The sequence below is a fragment of the Pseudomonas sp. GL_139_B genome, from assembly GCF_057834475.1.
Window position 1 is genome coordinate 5926025 of the sequence record NZ_CM174403.1, and the last position, 17249, is coordinate 5943273.

Genomic DNA, 17249 nt, shown 5'->3' on the forward strand with positions numbered 1-17249 from the left:
GCTCGCTCCCACAGGGATTGCAGCGCTCTAGAGGACGTAGAAGAAAATCGCCACGAAATGCAGCAAGCTCCCGGCAATCACAAACAAATGCCAGATCCCGTGGGCATGTCTCAGCCGATGATCGAGGGCAAAAAAGATAATCCCCACGGTGTACAAAATCCCGCCCGCCGCCAGCCACGCAAACCCCGCAGTGCCCAGCGCCGCCATCAAGGGCTTGACCGCCACCAGCACGATCCAGCCCATTACCGCGTAAATCACGATCGACAGAATTCGTGCTTCCGAGCGCGGCTTGATCTCTTGCAGGATGCCGATCAGCGCCAGCCCCCAGACAATCCCGAACAACGTCCAGCCCCAAGGCCCGCGCAGGGTCACCAGACAGAACGGCGTGTAGCTGCCGGCAATCAGCAAATAGATCGAAAAGTGATCAACCTTCTGCATGATCGCTTTCTTGCGTCCGCGCACGCTGTGGTAAACGGTCGAGGCGCTGTACAAAACCAGCAAGGTGAAACCGTAAATCGCCACGCTGACGATCTTCCACGGACTGCCGTCCATGCTGGCGATCACCAGCATCCACACCACCCCGACCGTTGCCGCCACCGCCCCGACCAGATGCGTCCAGGCGTTCAATCGTTCCCCGTGATACATGCGTTGCTCACCTCAAAATTCACTGCAACATCGCGCAAGGCTCAGGCCTTGAGGGTAAAAGCGCAATGTTTCTGATTGTCGCGCCCCTAAATCCTTTGAGCCAAGGGCGGCTCAATTGGGCACAATCAGGTCATTCCAAAAAGAGTCTGCCTCATGCTGATCGATGAAGAATTGACCCTGAAAAAACTCGAGGTGTTCCTGGCCTTCATGCGCACCGGCAATCTCGCCCGCGCCGCTGCCGAGTTGCAGACCAGCAACGTCAGCGTGCACCGGGCGATCCACTCCCTGGAAAGCGCCCTGCGCTGCCCGCTGTTCAAACACGAGGGCCGTAACCTGACGCCGCTGGAAAGTGCGTATGTGCTCGAAGAGCGAGCACAGAAGCTGATTCAGGACGTGGTCGAAACCGTGCGCCTGACCCGCGAAGCCGCCGGGTTTTCCGCTGAACGCTTCAAGCTTGGCTCGCTGTATTCACTGACGGTGAAGACCGTGCCGCAGCTGATCATGGGCCTGAAAATCCGCCGCAGCGAACTCAACATCGACTTGATCCTCGGTTCGAACTTCGACCTGTTGTACAAGCTCAAGAACATGGAAGTCGACGCGATCCTGGTGTCGCTGGACGAGAGCGTCAACGACCCGGACTGCGAGCAGATTCCGCTGTTTTCGGATGACATTTTTCTCGCGACGCCAGCGGATTCGAAGTTTGCCCAACGTGCCGAGGTCGACCTGGCCGAAGTGCGCGACGAGACGTTCATTACCCTGACCCAGGGCTTTGCCACGCACCAGGACGGTAATCGGGTGTTCAAGCAGGCGGGGTTCGAGCCGAAGGTGGCGATGCAGGTCAACGACATCTTCACCCTGCTGAGCATGGTCAGTTCGGGGGTGGGTTATGCGTTGCTGCCGGGGCGGATTGCGGCGGTGTATGAGAACCGGGTGAAGCTGATTCCGTTGCAGGAAAAGTATCGGTTGCAGCAGCACATTGGCGTGGTGTTCTTGAAGGCCAAGGAGCGCGATCCAAACTTGCTGGCGCTGTTGGCGGAGTGCCGGATGTATGCCAATCGCCAAGTCTGAAACCGTGTCGCGCCCTTCGCGAGCAGGCTCGCTCCCACATTGGAATGCATTTCCCTGTGGGAGCGAGCCTGCTCGCGAAGGCGTCGGTACATTCAGAAGCGATGCTTCAATTTAGCCGACAATCCCGCGAACAATGAAGTACAACAACGAAGGCCCCAGCAAGCACCCAAGCCCGGTGTGAAACGTCGCCGTCAACGCGCCATAAGGCACCAACCGCCGATCCGTCGCCGCCAACCCCGCTGTGACGCCGCTGACCGTCCCGGCCAACCCGCCAAACACCATCGCCGAACGCGGGTTATCCAGGCCCATCCAGCGCGCTGCCATCGGCGTGCCGACCATCACCAGAATCGCCTTGATCAACCCGGTGGCAATCGACAGCGCCACCACATCGGAACTGGCACCAATCGCCGCCCCAGTCACCGGCCCGACGATGTACGTCACCGCGCCCGCACCAATGGTGGTCATGCTGATCGCATCGCGATAACCAAACGCCCAGGCAATGCTCGCGCCGACAATGAACGGCAGAATCGTGCCCAGCAATAGCGCGATCACGCCAATCAGCCCGGCCTTTTTCGCTTCCGTGGCTTGCACTTCGAATGCAGTCGCAACAATGGCAAAGTCGCGCAGCATCGCGCCGCCCATCAAACCGATGCCAGAGAACAACGACAGATCCGCCAGGCCTTTTTGCCCGCCGGTCATGGTGCCGCCGACCCAAGCCAATACCAGGCCGATGACGATGGCAATCGCCGAGCCGTGAATCCGTCCGAATGTCAGGCGCTTCGACAACACCACCGACACCCACATGATCACGCCAACAAAGGCGAACGCGGTGACCAGACCATTGGCGGTCAAGCCTTTATCAATGAGTTCCCACATATCAGCGACCTCCTACGGGTGTGCCGACCGGGGTCACTTCCACCGGTTCATCGGGCAAGGGTTCGCCTTTGTGGCTCCGGCTGATCAAGGCAATGGTGCAGCCGCAGATCACCACTGAACCAATCGCCGCGAGCACCGCCACCGGGCCGCCGTGCAGCGCGGTGACGACGTTCTGTTGCGCGGCCATCGCGACCACCACCGGAATGTACATGGCGCCCCAGAAGCCGACGCCCATCTCGCAATCCTTGGTCATGCCGCCGCGTTTCTGCATCCACAGCCGCGCGCAAATCAGCAGGATCATCGCGATCCCGACTCCGCCGACGTTGGACTTGACGCCCAGCAACACGCCAAGCGCATCCCCCATGATCACCCCTGCCAGCGTACAGATCGCCAACAGCGCCACACCGTAAATAATCATTGCTGTAGTCCTCAAAGTGCATCGTCGAATGTTGTTTTTGTTGTTCGAAGGCCTGAGTCCGGGTCTAGAGTTGGCGGCTTCCCTCCTCACGCAACAGCGCCTGCAAGGTATCGAGCCGCGCACCGTCGAAGGCAATCACGGTGCCCTGCTCGAATACCCGGCGCGCCAGCCCGGTCAACACCGCCCCGGGCGGCAGTTCAATCTGTAGTCTTACGCCGCGCTCATAAGCGCTTTGCACGGTGCCGCGCCAGTCAACGACACGGCACATGTTGAATGCGAGGTCATCGCGCAAGGCGTCGGCGTTGATGATGGGACGGGCGCGACTGCCGCTGAGGTAACCCAGCGACGGCGTTTTCAGCGGCACTTTGGCAAATGCTTCGGCCAGGATTTTGGCGGGTGCATCCAGCAGCGGACAATGCGAGGGCAGGCTGACCGCCAGCCGTTTGGCCAGACCTGCACCGTGACCTTTCGCCAACGCCGCCACTGCTTTCATTGCCTCGTCACTGCCGGCTATCACCACCTGGTTATCGGCGTTGATGTTGGCCAGGTAAACCGGCGTGTCGGCGCTGTGAACCTGCGCCAGCAAACTTTCCACTGTGGATAATTCCAGACCGATGATCGCGGTCATGCCATAGCCCTGTGGATAAGCCTGCTGCATCAACTCACCGCGCAGGCTGACCAGATGCAGCGCATCGCCGAAGCTCAAGGCACCGGCCACCACCGCCGCCGGATAGGCACCGATGGACAGTCCCGCCACGTAATCCGGCGCCATGGCTAATAGGCGTGATGCCGCCACACCGGCGATCAACAGGCACAGCTGAACCGCCCGTGTCGACTGCAACGCCTGCGCAGAATCGAGCAGTAAAACGTCTTCCCCCAGCACGCCACTCGCCTCATTCAGCGTCTCGCGAGGCAAGCGCTGGAGCATGCCCGGCTGCTGCGCGCCCTGACCGGGGAACACCAACAAGCTGCTCAAGCGGCTTGCTCCTGCGGGTTCCACGGATCAAGTACCAAGCAAGCTTCACTGGCATTTTTCAGCAACACACGCCGAGCCGAACCGGCCCATTCACGCAGGGCCACAGCGCCGAACGGTGTCTGCAATTGCATGTCCACCCGGCACCCGGCAGCCTCCAGAATGTTCACCAGTGCCTGCGCCTGATCACGGCCCAGCGCTTGCGGGGTACGCAGGATCAAGTCGAGATCGCTGCCCTCGTGCAACGCCGCAAACCCGCTGGCCAATTCAAACCCCGCACTGCCGCTGACACCCCACACCCAACCACAGTCATCGAGTATCGGCCGCAGATGATTGAGGGCACGCACCGCCGGCAAATCTCGATCAATCAAGACCTGGCAAAGGTCTTCCGGTTTGACCCGACGTTGAATGGCATCGACCGGCATCACCGTCGCAAAACGCTGTTCACGCAAACGCCCACGCACGCCGACCGCGACTCGACCCGACGCACTCACCGCACGCCGAACCACCACGGGCTGGCCCGCGCGCAGGGATTCGATCACCCACGCAGGCGCATCCGCAGGCAACTGCTCAGGGGTCATGCCCCAGAGCAGATCGTGGGCCAGAAGCGTGTTCACCACTGCGCTCGCAACAGTTGCCGAACCTTGCTCGAGGCGGCACGGTTGCTTGCACCCAAGCGACTGCTCAAATCGCGACCGCTGGCAGCCACATCACCAATCGCCTGGTTCAGGCATTCCGTCACCCGCGCCAGATCGGCCGCCGTCGGCTGTTCAATCTGTTCCACCGACAGGGTTTCCCACAGCAATCCGAGGCTGGCGTAGCTGTCGATGTCATAGGCCATCGGCGGCACGCTGGCGGCCAACGCTTCAAGTTCTTCAACGCTGCGCAAGGTCACCCGCGCCGCCGACGCCTTGCCCATCGCATGCACCATCACTCCCGGATCACGCAGGGCGATCAACCGATTAGCCTGATACCCATGAGCCAGAAATGCGCCGGACATCGCCTTGCCCACCAGCAAACCAATCACCGCATGACCGGCCAAACGGGCGCGGGCATAACTGTCCGCCGCACCGGCCAACGCCTGATGAATGCCGAGGGCTTCTTCGCGTCGGCCATACGCCTGACTCGGCACATCGACGATGGCGATCACGGCGCGCTTGTGCGGTTTATCCACATCCGCGGCGATCACTTCATCCACAGCCTTGGCCAAGCCCCAACCTTCCAGCAAGCCGACTTCACCGTTGCGCGCACGGACAAAACGGTTGTCCGGATCCGCCACCACTGCGATAAACCGGACAGGCTGATCACCCAGCACGCCATCGGCCACCATCAATGAAGCTGGCAAACCTTCGACCGGTTTCGTCCCGGCACTCAAGGCGTTGAACCAGTGCAAACCTCTCAGCGAATAGGTGCTCATGAGCGCGCTCCTTGATACAGATCGCGAACCGTCGCCGGTTCGATTTGCGGCGCGGCGTCCAGACTGGCCAGCCGTTGCAGGTACAGATCGGCCTGACGACTGCGTTGTTGCGCCGGCAAACCTTGCTGCAGCAATTCACTGACGTATTGCTGAATCTGCGCCACATCATCGGCGGCATAACGATCCACCAGACCGCTGGCGAAACGCTGCTCGCCACCGGTCAGGCTCCAGATGAAAGGACGGTCGCGGGAGTCGTACTCCTCAAGCCCGGCTTCCTGTTCGATCACTTGCGGACCGTTCAAGCCCAGACGCGCTTCCTGGGTCACCAGCAAATAGCTGCACAACCCGGCGGCAATCGACATCCCGCCAAAGCAGCCGACGCTGCCGGCCACCACACCAATCACCGGTTGGTATTGGCGCAGGTCGACAATCGCCGCATGAATATCGGCAATCGCCGCCAACCCGAGGTTGGCTTCCTGCAAGCGCACGCCACCGGTTTCCAGCAGCAGCACGGCGCGGGTTGGAATGCCGTTGCGGTTGTCTTCGGCGGCGAGTTCCAGCGCGCCCGCCATCTTCGCCCCGCCGACTTCACCAAGGCTGCCGCCCTGAAACGCGCCTTCGATGGCAGCGATGACCACCGGCAAACCACCGAGGCTGCCCTTGGCGATCACCACGCCGTCATCGGCTTGCGGCACCACGCCCTGGCGCTCCAGCCACGGCGACATGACGCGTTGAAACGGGTCGAGCAATTCGCGGAAGGTGCCGGGGTCGAGCAAGGCCTTTGCCCGTTGTCGGGCGCCGAGTTCGATGAAGCTGCGTCTTTGTAGGGATGGCCGCAGGAGATCAGTCATGACCGATCTCCTCAAAGCCTTGTTCCAAGCGCAAGCGCACCACGCCCGGTGTCGCGCCGAAGTCGTGGATGGCGATGTCCATCGCTGGCGGCGTCTGACCGTCGAACATCCTTGCGAACAGGTGTTGCCAGCGTTGCTGCGCACCATTGACCGAGGTCTGTACGTTGATGGTCAGCTTGCCGGCCTGACCTGGTTCGATCAGCACTTCCAGATCGCCCGAGCCGACACAGCCCACTAGCGTGCGACCGCGTGGCGGCTGCCCGGCGGGAAATTCAAAGGATAAGGTTTCCATCAATACACTCCCTGGATGAGGCCGTCGCCCGACTCGATACGGTCAATAAACAGGCAGGCTGCGAGTAAGTCGGCAGCACCACCGGGCGAGGCATTCAGCGCGATTAATTGTTCATCCAGCTCATGCAAACGGCGACGACCGACGAGGCTGGCACTGCCGCCGGCGTCGAGTACCGCTTGAGCACCCAGCTGCATGGTGTGCAGGCCTTGCTCGCCAGCGCGAAATAGCACGCAGGTGTCAGCCAGTCGGGTCATGATCGCCAGCAAGGCATCGAGCCTGGCGTTCTGTTCACCGTGACCGGCGGCGCGGCTGTGTTTGAGTTGCGGCAAGGCCCGTTGAACCACCGAAGGAAAACCCAGTTGGGCTTCTTCCCGGGCACCACGGGCGCCGTAACGCTGGGCGACTTGGGCGCCGTGGCTTAACGGACGTGGCGCGAAGCGGTCGTCGAGTAACGCCAGGCGTGCGGCGCGCAGAGTGATGGAACCGGCGGCGCTGGATTCAGGCTCAAGCGCCGCAGCAGTGACCAACAAGCCCAAAGCCCAAATCGCCCCGCGATGGGTATTCACCCCACCCGTGGTAGCGAGCATCGCTTGCTCTCCTTCCCGGCCAATTCGCCCCACCGCTTGGCGTAGCGGCAAACCGATTTCGCCACATTCGATAGCGGCTTCGGCCATTTCCTTGAACGCGGACCAAAGTGACAACGCCGAGGCGTGCATCAGCCCCAGGTGCAAATCGGTGTGCGCGCCGTTGCCACGACGGTCGACCAGCGCCGGTTTCGGCGACAGGTCTGCTTCGTCGATCAGCGCGTCCACCGCCAAATCGGCGAGCCGTTCCGCCAGGGTCAGGGTTTTCGGTTGCAGGTTAAGTGCGTGCATTACCAGCTCCTGAACTTGGCGGGCGGGTTGTAGAGGCCACCGGACCACTCCACCAGATCCGCCACGCTTTTCGCGGCGAGCAGTTCGCGGGTGGCGTCGGTGCGGCGGATGCCGAGATCTTCGGGCAAGGCAATCAGACCTTCGCGGCGCATGCGTGCGGTGTCTTTGGGGTTGTGGCGCAGGCCGATGGCGGTCACTCCGGCGACGGCGGCGATCATCGCCTGGCGTTCTTCCAGCGAACGCGCCTTGTACAGATACGCGATGCCTTCTTCGGTCAGCAGGTGGGTGACGTCATCGCCGTAGACCATGATCGGTGCCAGCGGCATGCCGCTTTTCTTCGCCACGTCAATCGCGTCGAGGGTTTCGACGAAGGTCGGTTTGCCGCCCTCCTGAAAGGTCTCAACCATTTGCACCACGAGTTTTTTGCCGCGTTCGAGCAGCGGCTCTGGCCCGTCGGTGTGGCGCATGTCGAGCCAGGCCGGCGTGCCGTGTCGGCGACCGCGCGGGTCGTGACCCATGTTCGGCGCTCCGCCGAAACCCGCGAGCCTTCCACGGGTGACGGTGGAGGAATGACCGTCACCATCGACTTGCAGCGTGGCGCCGATGAACAGGTCCACCGCGTATTGCCCGGCCAGTTGGCTGAACATCCGGTTGGAACGCAGCGAGCCATCGCGCCCGGTGAAGAACACGTCGGGCCGCGCGGCGATGTAGTTTTCCATGCCCAGTTCGGTGCCAAAGCAATGCACGCTTTCGACCCAACCGCTTTCAATCGCCGGGATCAAGGTCGGGTGCGGATTGAGCGTCCAGTTGCGGCAGATCTTGCCTTTGAGGCCGAGGGATTCGCCGTAGGTCGGCAGGATCAATTCGATGGCGGCGGTGTTGAAACCGATGCCGTGATTCAGCGACTGAACGTTGTGTTTTTCGTAGATGCCGCGGATCGCCATCATCGCCATCAAGATGTGGACAGGCTTGATGTGCCGTGGGTCGCGGGTGAACAGCGGTTCGATGTAGAACGGCTTGTCGGCCACCACCACGAAATCGACCCACGAGGCGGGGATGTCGACACGCGGCAGGTCGCTGACATCGTCGACCAACTGGTTGACCTGAACAATGACGATGCCATCGCTGAACGCGGCCGGTTCAATGAGCGCAGGAGTATCTTCGGTGCTCGGGCCGGTGTAGATGTTGCCGGCGCGGTCGGCCATGAAACCGGCCGAGAGCACGACGTTGGGAATCAGGTCGACCACCAGCCGCGCATAGAGCTCGATGTAGGTGTGGATCGCGCCGATTTCCAGCAGGCCGTCTTCCAGCAACTGGCTGATGCGCAGGCTTTGCGTGCCGGCAAAAGAGAAGTCGAGCTTGCGGGCGATGCCGCGTTCGAACAGGTCCAAATGCTCGGCGCGGCCGACGCTGGGCATGATCATGTGCAAGTTGTGCAGCTTGGCAGGATCGGCCTTGACCAGGGAGCGGGAGAGGAAATCCGCCTGCTTCTGGTTATTGCCTTCCAGCACCACACGGTCGCCGGGCAGGATCAAGGCTTCCAGCGCCGCGACGATGTTGTCGGTGGGTAACACCACACCGTCGGCGAGATCCTTGACCAACGCCAGACGCCGCTGCTTTTCGCTGCGCCGGCGCGTCCATCGCGAGTCGGGGGATATTGTTGTTGTCATGACCACTCCACGGGTTCGCTGTCGTGGGAGTCACCTTAAGAGTGTTGGGTGGGGGCATCAATCAAGCGCAGCGTCGGATCGTTACGCTCACCGTAATGGTGCACCACCCCCTCGCCACAGGAGTTTCCAGTCAGGTCTGCGGTGAATTGGAGGCCGTCATCGCGAGCAGGCTCCCTCCCACAGGGGATTTGTGCGCACCTCAGATCCAATGTGGGAGCAAGCCTGCTCGCGATGGGGCCAGAACATTCATCGCAGATCTGAGTATTACGACGGGTTTCCCCCCATCAGGTTGATCTTGTCCTGCTGCACCACCCGCACGACAAAGCTGTTTTCAGCCGCCAGTTTTGCGGCCCAGTCGTCGGGGGTGTAGAGCGTCGGGTTGAGGACGCGGCCCAGTTGCTCTTCCAGAGGCATGAGCCGCTCCATCACTTCACTGTAGTGGAGGCTTTCGCCGATCAGCATGAGATCAATGTCACTGGATGCGTTTGCCGAATCCTTGGCGATGGAGCCGTACACAAATGCCCAGGTGATCTGTTCGGCAAAGGGTTGCAGCGCTTGGCGCAAAGGCTCGGCAATACCGAACGTCTTGCGGGCGATGCCCAACAGTTCGGCATAGATCGGGCATTGCGGATTGGCTTGATAGTGGGTCTGGTTGCCCTGACGGCTCAGGGTCAGCACGCCGGCCTGCTGCAGCCGATCCAGTTCGCGCATGAGGCTGCCTTTCCCCACTTGAGCCCAGCGGGCGATCTCGTTGGCGTAAAAGCTGCGGTCGGGTTTGCCAAACAACAAGCCCAGCACTTTTTGCTGAGTGGTCGTGAACAGGGCTTCGCTGAGGGATAGGTTTTTCACAGTGGCAACCGATAAGTCCCAAAAAGGGAACGATAGGTCCCTTTTTGGGACTTATCAACTTTTGCCGGTTGATTGAGGTTTTGTGTTTAAAAGTTTGTAAGCAGGAAGGGTGTGAGGCTACGCAGTCTGGCGGCGCTGCCTACAGCAATGACGGAAGCCGCTGACTGGTGGGGTTTTGCGTTGAGCTTTATCGTTTGTGGGTCGCTGCCAATTCAGCGACCGGGTCTGGAATCCCGAGGTGTAGAAGGCGCAATAGCGCCCCCTCATGACGTATGCTTGCGCACCTTTAATGTGTGTACTCCGTTATGGCGGCTGTGCGCGGGAGACCTTCGGGTCTACCGGGTTTTCTCCACCTCGGGTTCCAGCCCGCGTACAGCTGCCACCCCTTCGGCTGGAACCGAAGGAGCAGCTGAAAACCATTACTGGAGATTCACTATGTTCAAAGCCACTCCCAATCCCCCGGAAACCGACGCCGGTTCCGACGCCTCCCTCGAAGCCGAAAAACTCAAGGAAGCCGCCGACCGCGCCTTCGCCCATTACTTCCCCCCTGTCAGCGACAAACCATCGAGACGCCGTAAAAAGTCCCAGCTCTTCACGGTATGCCCCGACATCGACGCCGAAGCCCTGCTGGCTAACGCCTCCGAAGACATGCTATCGATCAGCGCAATTGCGGCCGATCTGGCGGACGATGTGGAAGGCTCACGCCGCTCGGTCGCCTTGGCGATCAGCCGAATGGCGGATGGGGTGCAGTTGTTGGTGGAGCGGGCGTTGGACCATTACGAAGCGTTGCAGATGCAGATGCGTGCTCAGGCCAAGGTTTAGCTGTCAGGTTTGAGGTAAATTGAAGGCCGCCATCGCGAGCAGGCTCGCTCCCACATTGGATTTGTGGCGTACACAAAACCTGTGGGAGCGAGCCTGCTCGCGAAGGGGCCCGTCAGACCAACCCGGCACTCACCAGCAACTCCTCCAGCGCCAGCAAGTCCGGCACTTTGGCCACTTGCTCCCCCACCTGCACCGCCGCCTGTTCCAGCGAACACAACGGCACGTCGACATAACTCAACTGACTATCCAGCTTGTAGGACCGAGGAATCCCCTGCACCAGTAACGCCATGAACTTCAACTCCGGCCGCCCGCCCAGCGCATTGAGAATCACGATCCGCGCCCGTTCACCGATGACGATTTTCTGGCCACACGCCGATTCAAAACTGAACAGCGGAATCTGCCGGTCCCGCCACTTCACCAGCCCCAGGTACCACGGCGGCGTATCCAGATCGAATGCCCCTGGCTGATAGTCGATCAGTTCCGCCACCGCGACGTTGGGCACGATCAGATTGCGGTCGGCCAAGGGCAGCAACAGGCCCGTGAGGTTGCTGGTGCGATGCTCAAGCATGGGACTTGCTCCACAGGGCGATGCTTTCGAGCAGCACCGATTCCTGGTACGGCTTGCCGAGGTAATCGTTGACGCCGATGGCCATCGCGCGGTCGCGGTGTTTCTGGCCGGTGCGTGAGGTGATCATGATGATCGGCAGATGCTGCAAGCGCTCGTCGGCGCGCACCTGGGTCGCGACTTCAAAGCCGTCCATGCGCGGCATTTCGATGTCCAGCAGCATCACGTCCGGCATGTGTTCTTCGAGCAGCAGCATGGCGTCGACCCCGTCCTTGGCGGTCAGCACGTTCATGCCGTGGCGTTCGAGCAAACGACTGGTGACTTTGCGCACGGTCACCGAGTCATCGACCACCAACACCAGCAGCGGTTTCTTCGGCTCGATCTCGGTGTCCTGGGGCTGCGCCACTTGCGGCACATGCGCCTGCATCGCGCGGATCGGCGCCAGCAAATCAACAATCAGCACCACCCGACCATCGCCCAGGATCGTCGCGCCAGACAGGCCTTGCACCGCCGCAAACTGCGGGCCGAGGCTTTTAACCACGATCTCGCGGGTGCCGGCCATGGAGTCGACCTGCACCGCAACGTGCCGATCGTTGCATTGCACCAGCAGCACCGGCAACGGCAGACTTTGGCCGAGCAGTTTCGGGCGGGTGCTGGTTTTCAGCAGCTCGCCGAGGTAGCACAATTCATAGTCCTGCCCGCCGTAGTTGTACCTTGGGGGATCGAGTCGGTAATGCCCTTCAAGTTCGTTGGGCAGCACACGGACGATGCCGTCGATGGTGTTCAGCGGGATCGCATATTGATCTTCAAGGCACTGCACCATCAGCGCACGGTTGACCGACACGGTGAACGGCAGGCGAATGCGGAAATGCACGCCCTGCCCCGGCACCGAGTCGATGACCATCGAGCCACCGAGCTGGCGAACTTCTTCATGGACCACGTCCATGCCGACGCCGCGCCCGGAAATCTGGGTAATTTTCTCTGCCGTGGAAAACCCCGGTTGCAGGATGAACTGCAACACGTCGCGATCACTGATGTCGGAGTCCGCAGCCAGCAAGCCACGCTTGATCGCCTTGCGTCGCACCGCGTCCAGCGGCACGCCGGCGCCGTCGTCGCGGATATCGAAAATCATGTCACCACCCTCGCGGGACAAGTCGAGGGTGATCCGCCCCTTGGCCGGTTTGCCGGCCGTGATTCGCACCTCGGCCGATTCCAGGCCGTGGTCCACGGCGTTACGCAGCATGTGTTCGAGCGGCGGCGCCATGCGCTCAAGGACATTGCGGTCCATCTCGCCTTCCGCGTTGCCGACAATGAATTCCACGTCCTTGCCCAGTTCGCTGGAGACCTGGCGAACGATGCGCTTCAAACGCGGCAGCATCCGCTCGAACGGCACCATGCGCGTGCGCATCAGGCCTTCTTGCAACTCGGTATTGATGCGGCCCTGCTGTTGCAGCAGGTTTTCCGCGTCCTGGTTGCGCCGGTCGAGGGTTTCCTTGAGGTCCAGCAAGTCAGAGGCCGACTCGAACAGTGCACGAGACAGTTGCTGCAATTGCGAGTGGCGGTCCATTTCCAGTGGGTCGAATTCTTCATAGCCCAAGCGTTCAGCGTCGACTTGCTGACGGCTGAGAATGCGTCCCTGGGTTTCGGTATCGAGCCGGCGCAGTTGGTCGCGCATCCGTTCGATGGTGGTTTCCATCTCGCTCAGAGTGACCTGCGCATCATTGACCTGCTGTTCGATACGGCCACGGAAAATTGAAGTTTCACCGGCCAGGTTGACCAGGTCATCGAGCAGTTCAGCCGAGACCTTGACCATGTCGGCGCCCGCTTCCGCTTGTAACGCGGGCGTCTCGGGCTTGGCGGCGGGCGTCACAACGACCGGTTGGAGCACGGCCGGGTGGCTGAAGTTCTTGATCGCGTCGATCAGTCGGTCAGCGGGTGGCAACGGTTGCCCGACGCGGGTTGCATCGAGCATCTGCGCCAAGCGGTCGTGACTGCTCTGCAACAGCGTGAACAACGCCGCACTCGGTTGCAGGGTGCCCGCCGACAGGCTCTCGTAGAGAAACTCCAGCTCATGGGCAAGGTCGCCAATCGGCACGATTTCGACCATTCGCGCACCGCCCTTGAGCGTGTGCAGGTCACGCAGCAGGGTTTCTATTTCTTGTCGGCTCGAAGGTTCGGCTTGCCAGCGCACGAGCGCGGCACCGGAGTTTTCGATGATGTCGAAACCTTCCTCAAGGAAGATTTCCAGCAACTCGGGATCATGCCCCGGCGAATCCTTGATCGGCGCGGGCTCCGCCACTTCGGCGACGTTCGCATTGACCTGACGAAATTTGCGAATCGCCTCGATCAGCTCCACTGGGTTCCCCAGCGATTGCTGATTCTGCAACTGCTCAAGCAACACCGCGAGCCGGTCATGGCTTTGTTGCAGCAACTGCGCCAAGGCTTCGCTGTGGGTGTAACGGCGGTCCACCAGGCCTTCGTAAAGGCTTTCCAATTCATGGGCGAGGTCGCCGACCGGCTGGACTTCGGCCATCCGCGCCCCGCCCTTGAGGGTGTGCAAATCCCGCTGCAAGGACGACAGCGGTGCAGCGTTGTCCGGGTCACTCAACCAGCGTTGCAGCGCGTGGCCGGCGCTTTCGAGAATATCCACCGCTTCTTCGAGGAAGATCGAAACGATTTCGTCGTCCAGATCAATCTGGGTCGCTGCTTGCTCCAGTTCGGCGGTGGCGCTGCCCAGCTCCCGAATGCTCAGCGTCCGGCTGCCATCACTGCGAATCAGGCCCATGGACGAGGGATCCAGACTTTCATCGAGCAAATCGCGCAAGGCCCGGATTCGTTCCGGTTGCGGGCTGACTTCCTGGCCGGCGGCCAGTTCGTCGAGCATGTTGATCAGCGCTTCGTGAGCACTTTGCGCCTCATGGAAAAACCGCTCGCTGACCGCCAGGCTGCTCTCTTCCACCGCGCCATACAGGTCGAGCAACGCTTCGCAGAGCGCGTCCACCGGATGCAGGTCGGCGAGGTGCGCGCCTTCGCCGAGGGTGGTCAGCTCGTCGAGCAGCGCGGTCAGTTCCTGACGTTCGCCGGGGTGCTGCTGCCAGCGCTGCAACAGGCTTTCGGCGTCCAGCAGGATGTCCATGCCCTGGGCCAGGAAGTTGTTGATCAGCTGCGGATCGCGCTTGGTTCGCAGCGCGGTATTGGGTGTGCTCGACAGGGTTTGCAGACGTTCGGCGAGCAACGCCTGGGTGCGTTTGATCAATGGGTCGGCGCCGCGTATCTGCGCCAACGGATCCGTCTTGAGCTGTCGCAACCCGAGCCGGAACAACCCTTCGGCTTCCAGCAACAGCTCGACTTCGTCCAGGTCCAGCGCGATCAGGTGTGCCTTGTACTCGCGGGCCAGTTGATCCAGTGCCGTCGCCAGCTCGGCAATCGGCAAGACGCCGGCCATCGAGGCGCTGCCCTTGAGCGTGTGCAACGCTCGCTGCAACTCGTCGCTGGCCTGAAGTGGCACATGCTCGGCGGCTTGATCGAGAAAGCGGTTGAGGCTGGCCAGATGGGTTTCGGCTTCTTTGCGGAAGATCTCCAGCAACAGCGGGTCAAGGGCCGCCACGTCCTGGGTATCTTCATCGCTGGCCGACGCATCGCCCTTGGCAAGGGCATGCGCACGCGCGGCCAACTGATCGACATCATGGCGCTGACGCTGGGCATTGCCGGCGTATTCGACCACCAGTTCCGGCAGCAGATCCAGTGCATCGTTGAGCAGTTGTTGCACGGCCGCCCCAGGCGCGACGCTGTCCTCCAGCACGCGGTTGAGCAGGTTTTCCACCGCCCAGGCCAGCTCGCCCAGCACCAGCGCCCGGACCATCCGGCCACTGCCTTTCAAGGTATGAAAGGCTCGGCGCAATTCGCTCAAGGCAGGCTTGTCGGCGGGGTTGGCCGCCCAGCGCGGTAAATATTCCTGGAGGATATCCAGGACTTCATCGGTCTCTTCGAGAAAGACTTCGCGCAGTTCCTCGTCGACCGGCTCTTCACCCGCGGGCGGCGGCAACAGGCTGCCCGGTGTGGTCAGGGCGGGCGGATTGACGGAAGACACGGGGCTGGCCAGCACATCGGCCAGCGACTGTACGATCTCGGGGTCATCGAGTTCCTGCCTCTCCTGCATGACCAAGGCTTCACTCGGGCTGAGCACCTCGTCGAGCATCGGCACCTGCTGTTCGCTGGGGAAAAACCCGAGTGATGCCAGGCTTTTTTCCGCGACGTCGAGCAATTGTTCGCCCGGTGCTTCGGGGTCGTCGCCAAGGCGCTCCAGGTAATACTCGATGCTGGTGACCACGTCGGCCAGGCTGTCCAGCTCCTGCCAGTCGGGCTGGTCCGGCTCCAGCAGCAAATGCTCGCGGATGAAGTGATTGCACGTTTCAATCAGGCTCGCCGCACGGCTCAACGGGATCATCGACAAGGCGCCGCGCACTTGGGTCAGCAAGTCCGGCAACGCCTGCAAATGCTGGCGATCCCAGTCGGCGTCGATGTAGTCGACGATCATGTCCTTGGCCTGTTGCAGGCAGATGCGCGCTTCGCGGATGACGATCTGGTGGATCTGCGTCAGGTCGGTGGTCGGCAGGCGACTTTCTTCCTGACTCTCGGGCTCTACCGTGCCCATCATGCCGGCCAAATTGGCTTCGACGTAGAGCAAGGCGCCCGCGACGTCCATGAGGATCGCGTCGTTGGGTTCGCGCTGGCCCTGAACCAGGCTCAGCACCACCGCCAGTTGATCGATGATGACTTTTCGCGGCTGACCAAACCCCAGCACCGCCAGGGTATCGGCGATTTGCCGCAGTGGTGCCAACAGGCTCTCAAGGTCCGAGGTGTGCTGACGGTCGCTGCGTACGAACAGGTCAAGGCGCTCCTTGACCCGCACCAGCTCTTCACAGAGCGCAACCAACACCGAGCGCATGGCATCGCGGTCGGGGCCGGCCAGCCGTGCCCGTTCTTCATCGACCATCGCGCTGTCGGGCAACGCTTCGTCCAGTGAGTAGCGATCTTTCATGGTCAGCATCTGCCCGGTGGGATGGTCGGCCTTGGCAATGTAGAACAGTAGACTTTTGAGCAGCTCCGGCGGTGCTGGTTGATTGATTCCGTGGATGCCTTGTTCCAGCAAACGCTTGAGTTCATGGTCTGCCTCCTTGAACAGGCTGCGCAAGGCCGGGCTGTTGGCGATCGAGCCTGCACGCATGCCTTCGACCAGCGCTGAGGCGACTTGCCACAACGGGCTCAGCGGCGCGTCAGCACACAACCCTTCGAGGCGTGAAAAAACCTTCGCCAGGTAATCGAGGTGGGTGTGGTCATCCTGCTCCCGCAGCAACCCGACCAGCGCCATCTGCAGCATCTGCCGCAGTTTGCGCAGCACACTGACGAAATCCGCAGGCTCGAGCCGTGCCAGCGCTGCGTCGTCCAGCGGTGGCAACTCCACCAGTTGCGGGCTGAACAGGCTGGTTTCCGAGAGCAGGGTTTCCCCCCGGGCACTGCGCAAATCGTTGAGCAGCGGCAACACCACCAAGGGTAGGTCACGGCGCGCACCTTGCACCCGGTCGAGGTAAATCGGCAGCTGCCCGAGGGCTTGCATCAACAGGTGCAGCGCCTCGTCACGGTGGCTGACGCGGTTGTGCTGCAAGGCGCGGGTCAACTGCTCCATCTCTTCGGCGAGCAGGGCTGCGCCGTAGAACTCGACCATCTGCAAACTGCCGTGAACCTGATGGATGTACGCCAGGCAATCGCTCAAGGCATACAATGCCTGCGGGTCATCAAGCAGGGTTTCGATGGCTTGATGGGCCTGCTTCAGCGTTTCGGCAATCTCGCCTTTGACCCACTCGAGGGCCACATAGTCGTGCCGATCACCCATAACCACTCCAGTCCCTACGCCAATCAAAAATCATA

General features: G+C 61.5%; 15 protein-coding genes. 2 read left to right on the forward strand and 13 right to left on the reverse strand.

Annotation, left to right across the window (positions count from 1 at the left end):
• Positions 1 to 27: 27 nt before the first annotated feature.
• Positions 28 to 645: a PAQR family membrane homeostasis protein TrhA gene (gene trhA / locus AC3ISI_RS27150; RefSeq protein ID WP_489334573.1), complete on the reverse strand. Its 618-nt coding sequence runs from the start codon at positions 643 to 645 to the stop codon at positions 28 to 30.
• A gap of 153 nt (positions 646 to 798) precedes the next feature.
• Here trhA and AC3ISI_RS27155 point away from each other — a divergent pair, with 153 nt between their 5' ends.
• Positions 799 to 1713 (forward strand): LysR family transcriptional regulator, encoded by a 915-nt coding sequence (locus AC3ISI_RS27155; protein ID WP_483843402.1) that lies wholly within the window; start codon positions 799 to 801, stop codon positions 1711 to 1713.
• Positions 1714 to 1824: 111 nt separating this feature from the next.
• Here the strand turns inward: AC3ISI_RS27155 and madM are convergent, their stop codons facing one another.
• The 10 genes from madM to AC3ISI_RS27205 form a co-directional block, all read right to left on the reverse strand.
• Positions 1825 to 2589 carry a malonate transporter subunit MadM gene (gene madM / locus AC3ISI_RS27160; protein WP_489334574.1) on the reverse strand — a complete coding sequence of 255 codons (765 nt, stop codon included), beginning with the start codon at positions 2587 to 2589 and terminating at the stop codon, positions 1825 to 1827.
• 1 nt (position 2590) lies between these two features.
• Positions 2591 to 3007 carry a malonate transporter subunit MadL gene (gene madL, locus AC3ISI_RS27165; protein ID WP_489334575.1) on the reverse strand — a complete coding sequence of 139 codons (417 nt, stop codon included), beginning with the start codon at positions 3005 to 3007 and terminating at the stop codon, positions 2591 to 2593.
• Positions 3008 to 3071: 64 nt separating this feature from the next.
• Positions 3072 to 3983, reverse strand: a complete 912-nt coding sequence (gene mdcH / locus AC3ISI_RS27170) for a malonate decarboxylase subunit epsilon (RefSeq protein ID WP_489334576.1) — start codon at positions 3981 to 3983, stop codon at positions 3072 to 3074.
• A complete protein-coding gene (locus AC3ISI_RS27175) occupies positions 3980 to 4600 on the reverse strand; it encodes a malonate decarboxylase holo-ACP synthase (RefSeq protein WP_489334577.1) in 621 nt (206 codons plus the stop codon). The genes mdcH and AC3ISI_RS27175 overlap by 4 nt, the downstream gene beginning before the upstream one ends.
• On the reverse strand, positions 4594 to 5397 hold the full coding sequence (gene mdcE / locus AC3ISI_RS27180) for a biotin-independent malonate decarboxylase subunit gamma (RefSeq protein ID WP_489334578.1): 804 nt from the start codon (positions 5395 to 5397) through the stop codon (positions 4594 to 4596). The genes AC3ISI_RS27175 and mdcE overlap by 7 nt, the downstream gene beginning before the upstream one ends.
• The gene (locus AC3ISI_RS27185; RefSeq protein WP_489334579.1) at positions 5394 to 6248 is read right to left on the reverse strand and encodes a biotin-independent malonate decarboxylase subunit beta; all 855 of its coding nucleotides are present in this window, start codon (positions 6246 to 6248) and stop codon (positions 5394 to 5396) included. Before AC3ISI_RS27185 ends, mdcE begins: the two co-directional genes overlap by 4 nt.
• A complete protein-coding gene (locus AC3ISI_RS27190; RefSeq protein ID WP_140671129.1) occupies positions 6241 to 6540 on the reverse strand; it encodes a malonate decarboxylase subunit delta in 300 nt (99 codons plus the stop codon). Before AC3ISI_RS27190 ends, AC3ISI_RS27185 begins: the two co-directional genes overlap by 8 nt.
• Positions 6540 to 7415: a triphosphoribosyl-dephospho-CoA synthase gene (locus tag AC3ISI_RS27195; RefSeq protein WP_489334580.1), complete on the reverse strand. Its 876-nt coding sequence runs from the start codon at positions 7413 to 7415 to the stop codon at positions 6540 to 6542. The genes AC3ISI_RS27190 and AC3ISI_RS27195 overlap by 1 nt, the downstream gene beginning before the upstream one ends.
• A complete protein-coding gene (gene mdcA, locus AC3ISI_RS27200; protein ID WP_489334581.1) occupies positions 7415 to 9085 on the reverse strand; it encodes a malonate decarboxylase subunit alpha in 1671 nt (556 codons plus the stop codon). The genes AC3ISI_RS27195 and mdcA overlap by 1 nt, the downstream gene beginning before the upstream one ends.
• Before the next feature lie 264 nt (positions 9086 to 9349).
• Entirely contained in the window at positions 9350 to 9934 is a 585-nt protein-coding gene (locus AC3ISI_RS27205; RefSeq protein WP_489334582.1) for a transcriptional regulator, read from the reverse strand.
• 435 nt (positions 9935 to 10369) lie between these two features.
• On the opposite strand from AC3ISI_RS27205, the gene AC3ISI_RS27210 reads away from it, so the two are divergent.
• Positions 10370 to 10756: a DUF6124 family protein gene (locus tag AC3ISI_RS27210; RefSeq protein ID WP_489334583.1), complete on the forward strand. Its 387-nt coding sequence runs from the start codon at positions 10370 to 10372 to the stop codon at positions 10754 to 10756.
• Positions 10757 to 10868: 112 nt separating this feature from the next.
• On the opposite strand, the gene AC3ISI_RS27215 is transcribed toward AC3ISI_RS27210, so the two are convergent.
• Both AC3ISI_RS27215 and AC3ISI_RS27220 read right to left on the reverse strand, forming a co-directional pair.
• Entirely contained in the window at positions 10869 to 11324 is a 456-nt protein-coding gene (locus tag AC3ISI_RS27215; protein WP_489334584.1) for a chemotaxis protein CheW, read from the reverse strand.
• Complete coding sequence (locus AC3ISI_RS27220; RefSeq protein ID WP_489334585.1) at positions 11317 to 17214, reverse strand: Hpt domain-containing protein; 5898 nt, start codon at positions 17212 to 17214, stop codon at positions 11317 to 11319. Before AC3ISI_RS27220 ends, AC3ISI_RS27215 begins: the two co-directional genes overlap by 8 nt.
• Between the last annotated feature and the right edge of the window lie 35 nt (positions 17215 to 17249).

What these genes read in the sequence shown, in the direction of transcription:
- trhA (WP_489334573.1), bottom strand. Translation starts at nt 645, where the DNA reads ATGTATCACGGGGAACGATTGAACGCCTGGACGCATCTGGTCGGGGCG.
- AC3ISI_RS27155 (WP_483843402.1), top strand. Translation starts at nt 799, where the DNA reads ATGCTGATCGATGAAGAATTGACCCTGAAAAAACTCGAGGTGTTCCTG.
- madM (WP_489334574.1), bottom strand. Translation starts at nt 2,589, where the DNA reads ATGTGGGAACTCATTGATAAAGGCTTGACCGCCAATGGTCTGGTCACC.
- madL (WP_489334575.1), bottom strand. Translation starts at nt 3,007, where the DNA reads ATGATTATTTACGGTGTGGCGCTGTTGGCGATCTGTACGCTGGCAGGG.
- mdcE (WP_489334578.1), bottom strand. Translation starts at nt 5,397, where the DNA reads ATGAGCACCTATTCGCTGAGAGGTTTGCACTGGTTCAACGCCTTGAGT.
- AC3ISI_RS27185 (WP_489334579.1), bottom strand. Translation starts at nt 6,248, where the DNA reads ATGACTGATCTCCTGCGGCCATCCCTACAAAGACGCAGCTTCATCGAA.
- AC3ISI_RS27190 (WP_140671129.1), bottom strand. Translation starts at nt 6,540, where the DNA reads ATGGAAACCTTATCCTTTGAATTTCCCGCCGGGCAGCCGCCACGCGGT.
- AC3ISI_RS27195 (WP_489334580.1), bottom strand. Translation starts at nt 7,415, where the DNA reads ATGCACGCACTTAACCTGCAACCGAAAACCCTGACCCTGGCGGAACGG.
- mdcA (WP_489334581.1), bottom strand. Translation starts at nt 9,085, where the DNA reads ATGACAACAACAATATCCCCCGACTCGCGATGGACGCGCCGGCGCAGC.
- AC3ISI_RS27210 (WP_489334583.1), top strand. Translation starts at nt 10,370, where the DNA reads ATGTTCAAAGCCACTCCCAATCCCCCGGAAACCGACGCCGGTTCCGAC.
- AC3ISI_RS27215 (WP_489334584.1), bottom strand. Translation starts at nt 11,324, where the DNA reads ATGCTTGAGCATCGCACCAGCAACCTCACGGGCCTGTTGCTGCCCTTG.
- AC3ISI_RS27220 (WP_489334585.1), bottom strand. Translation starts at nt 17,214, where the DNA reads ATGGGTGATCGGCACGACTATGTGGCCCTCGAGTGGGTCAAAGGCGAG.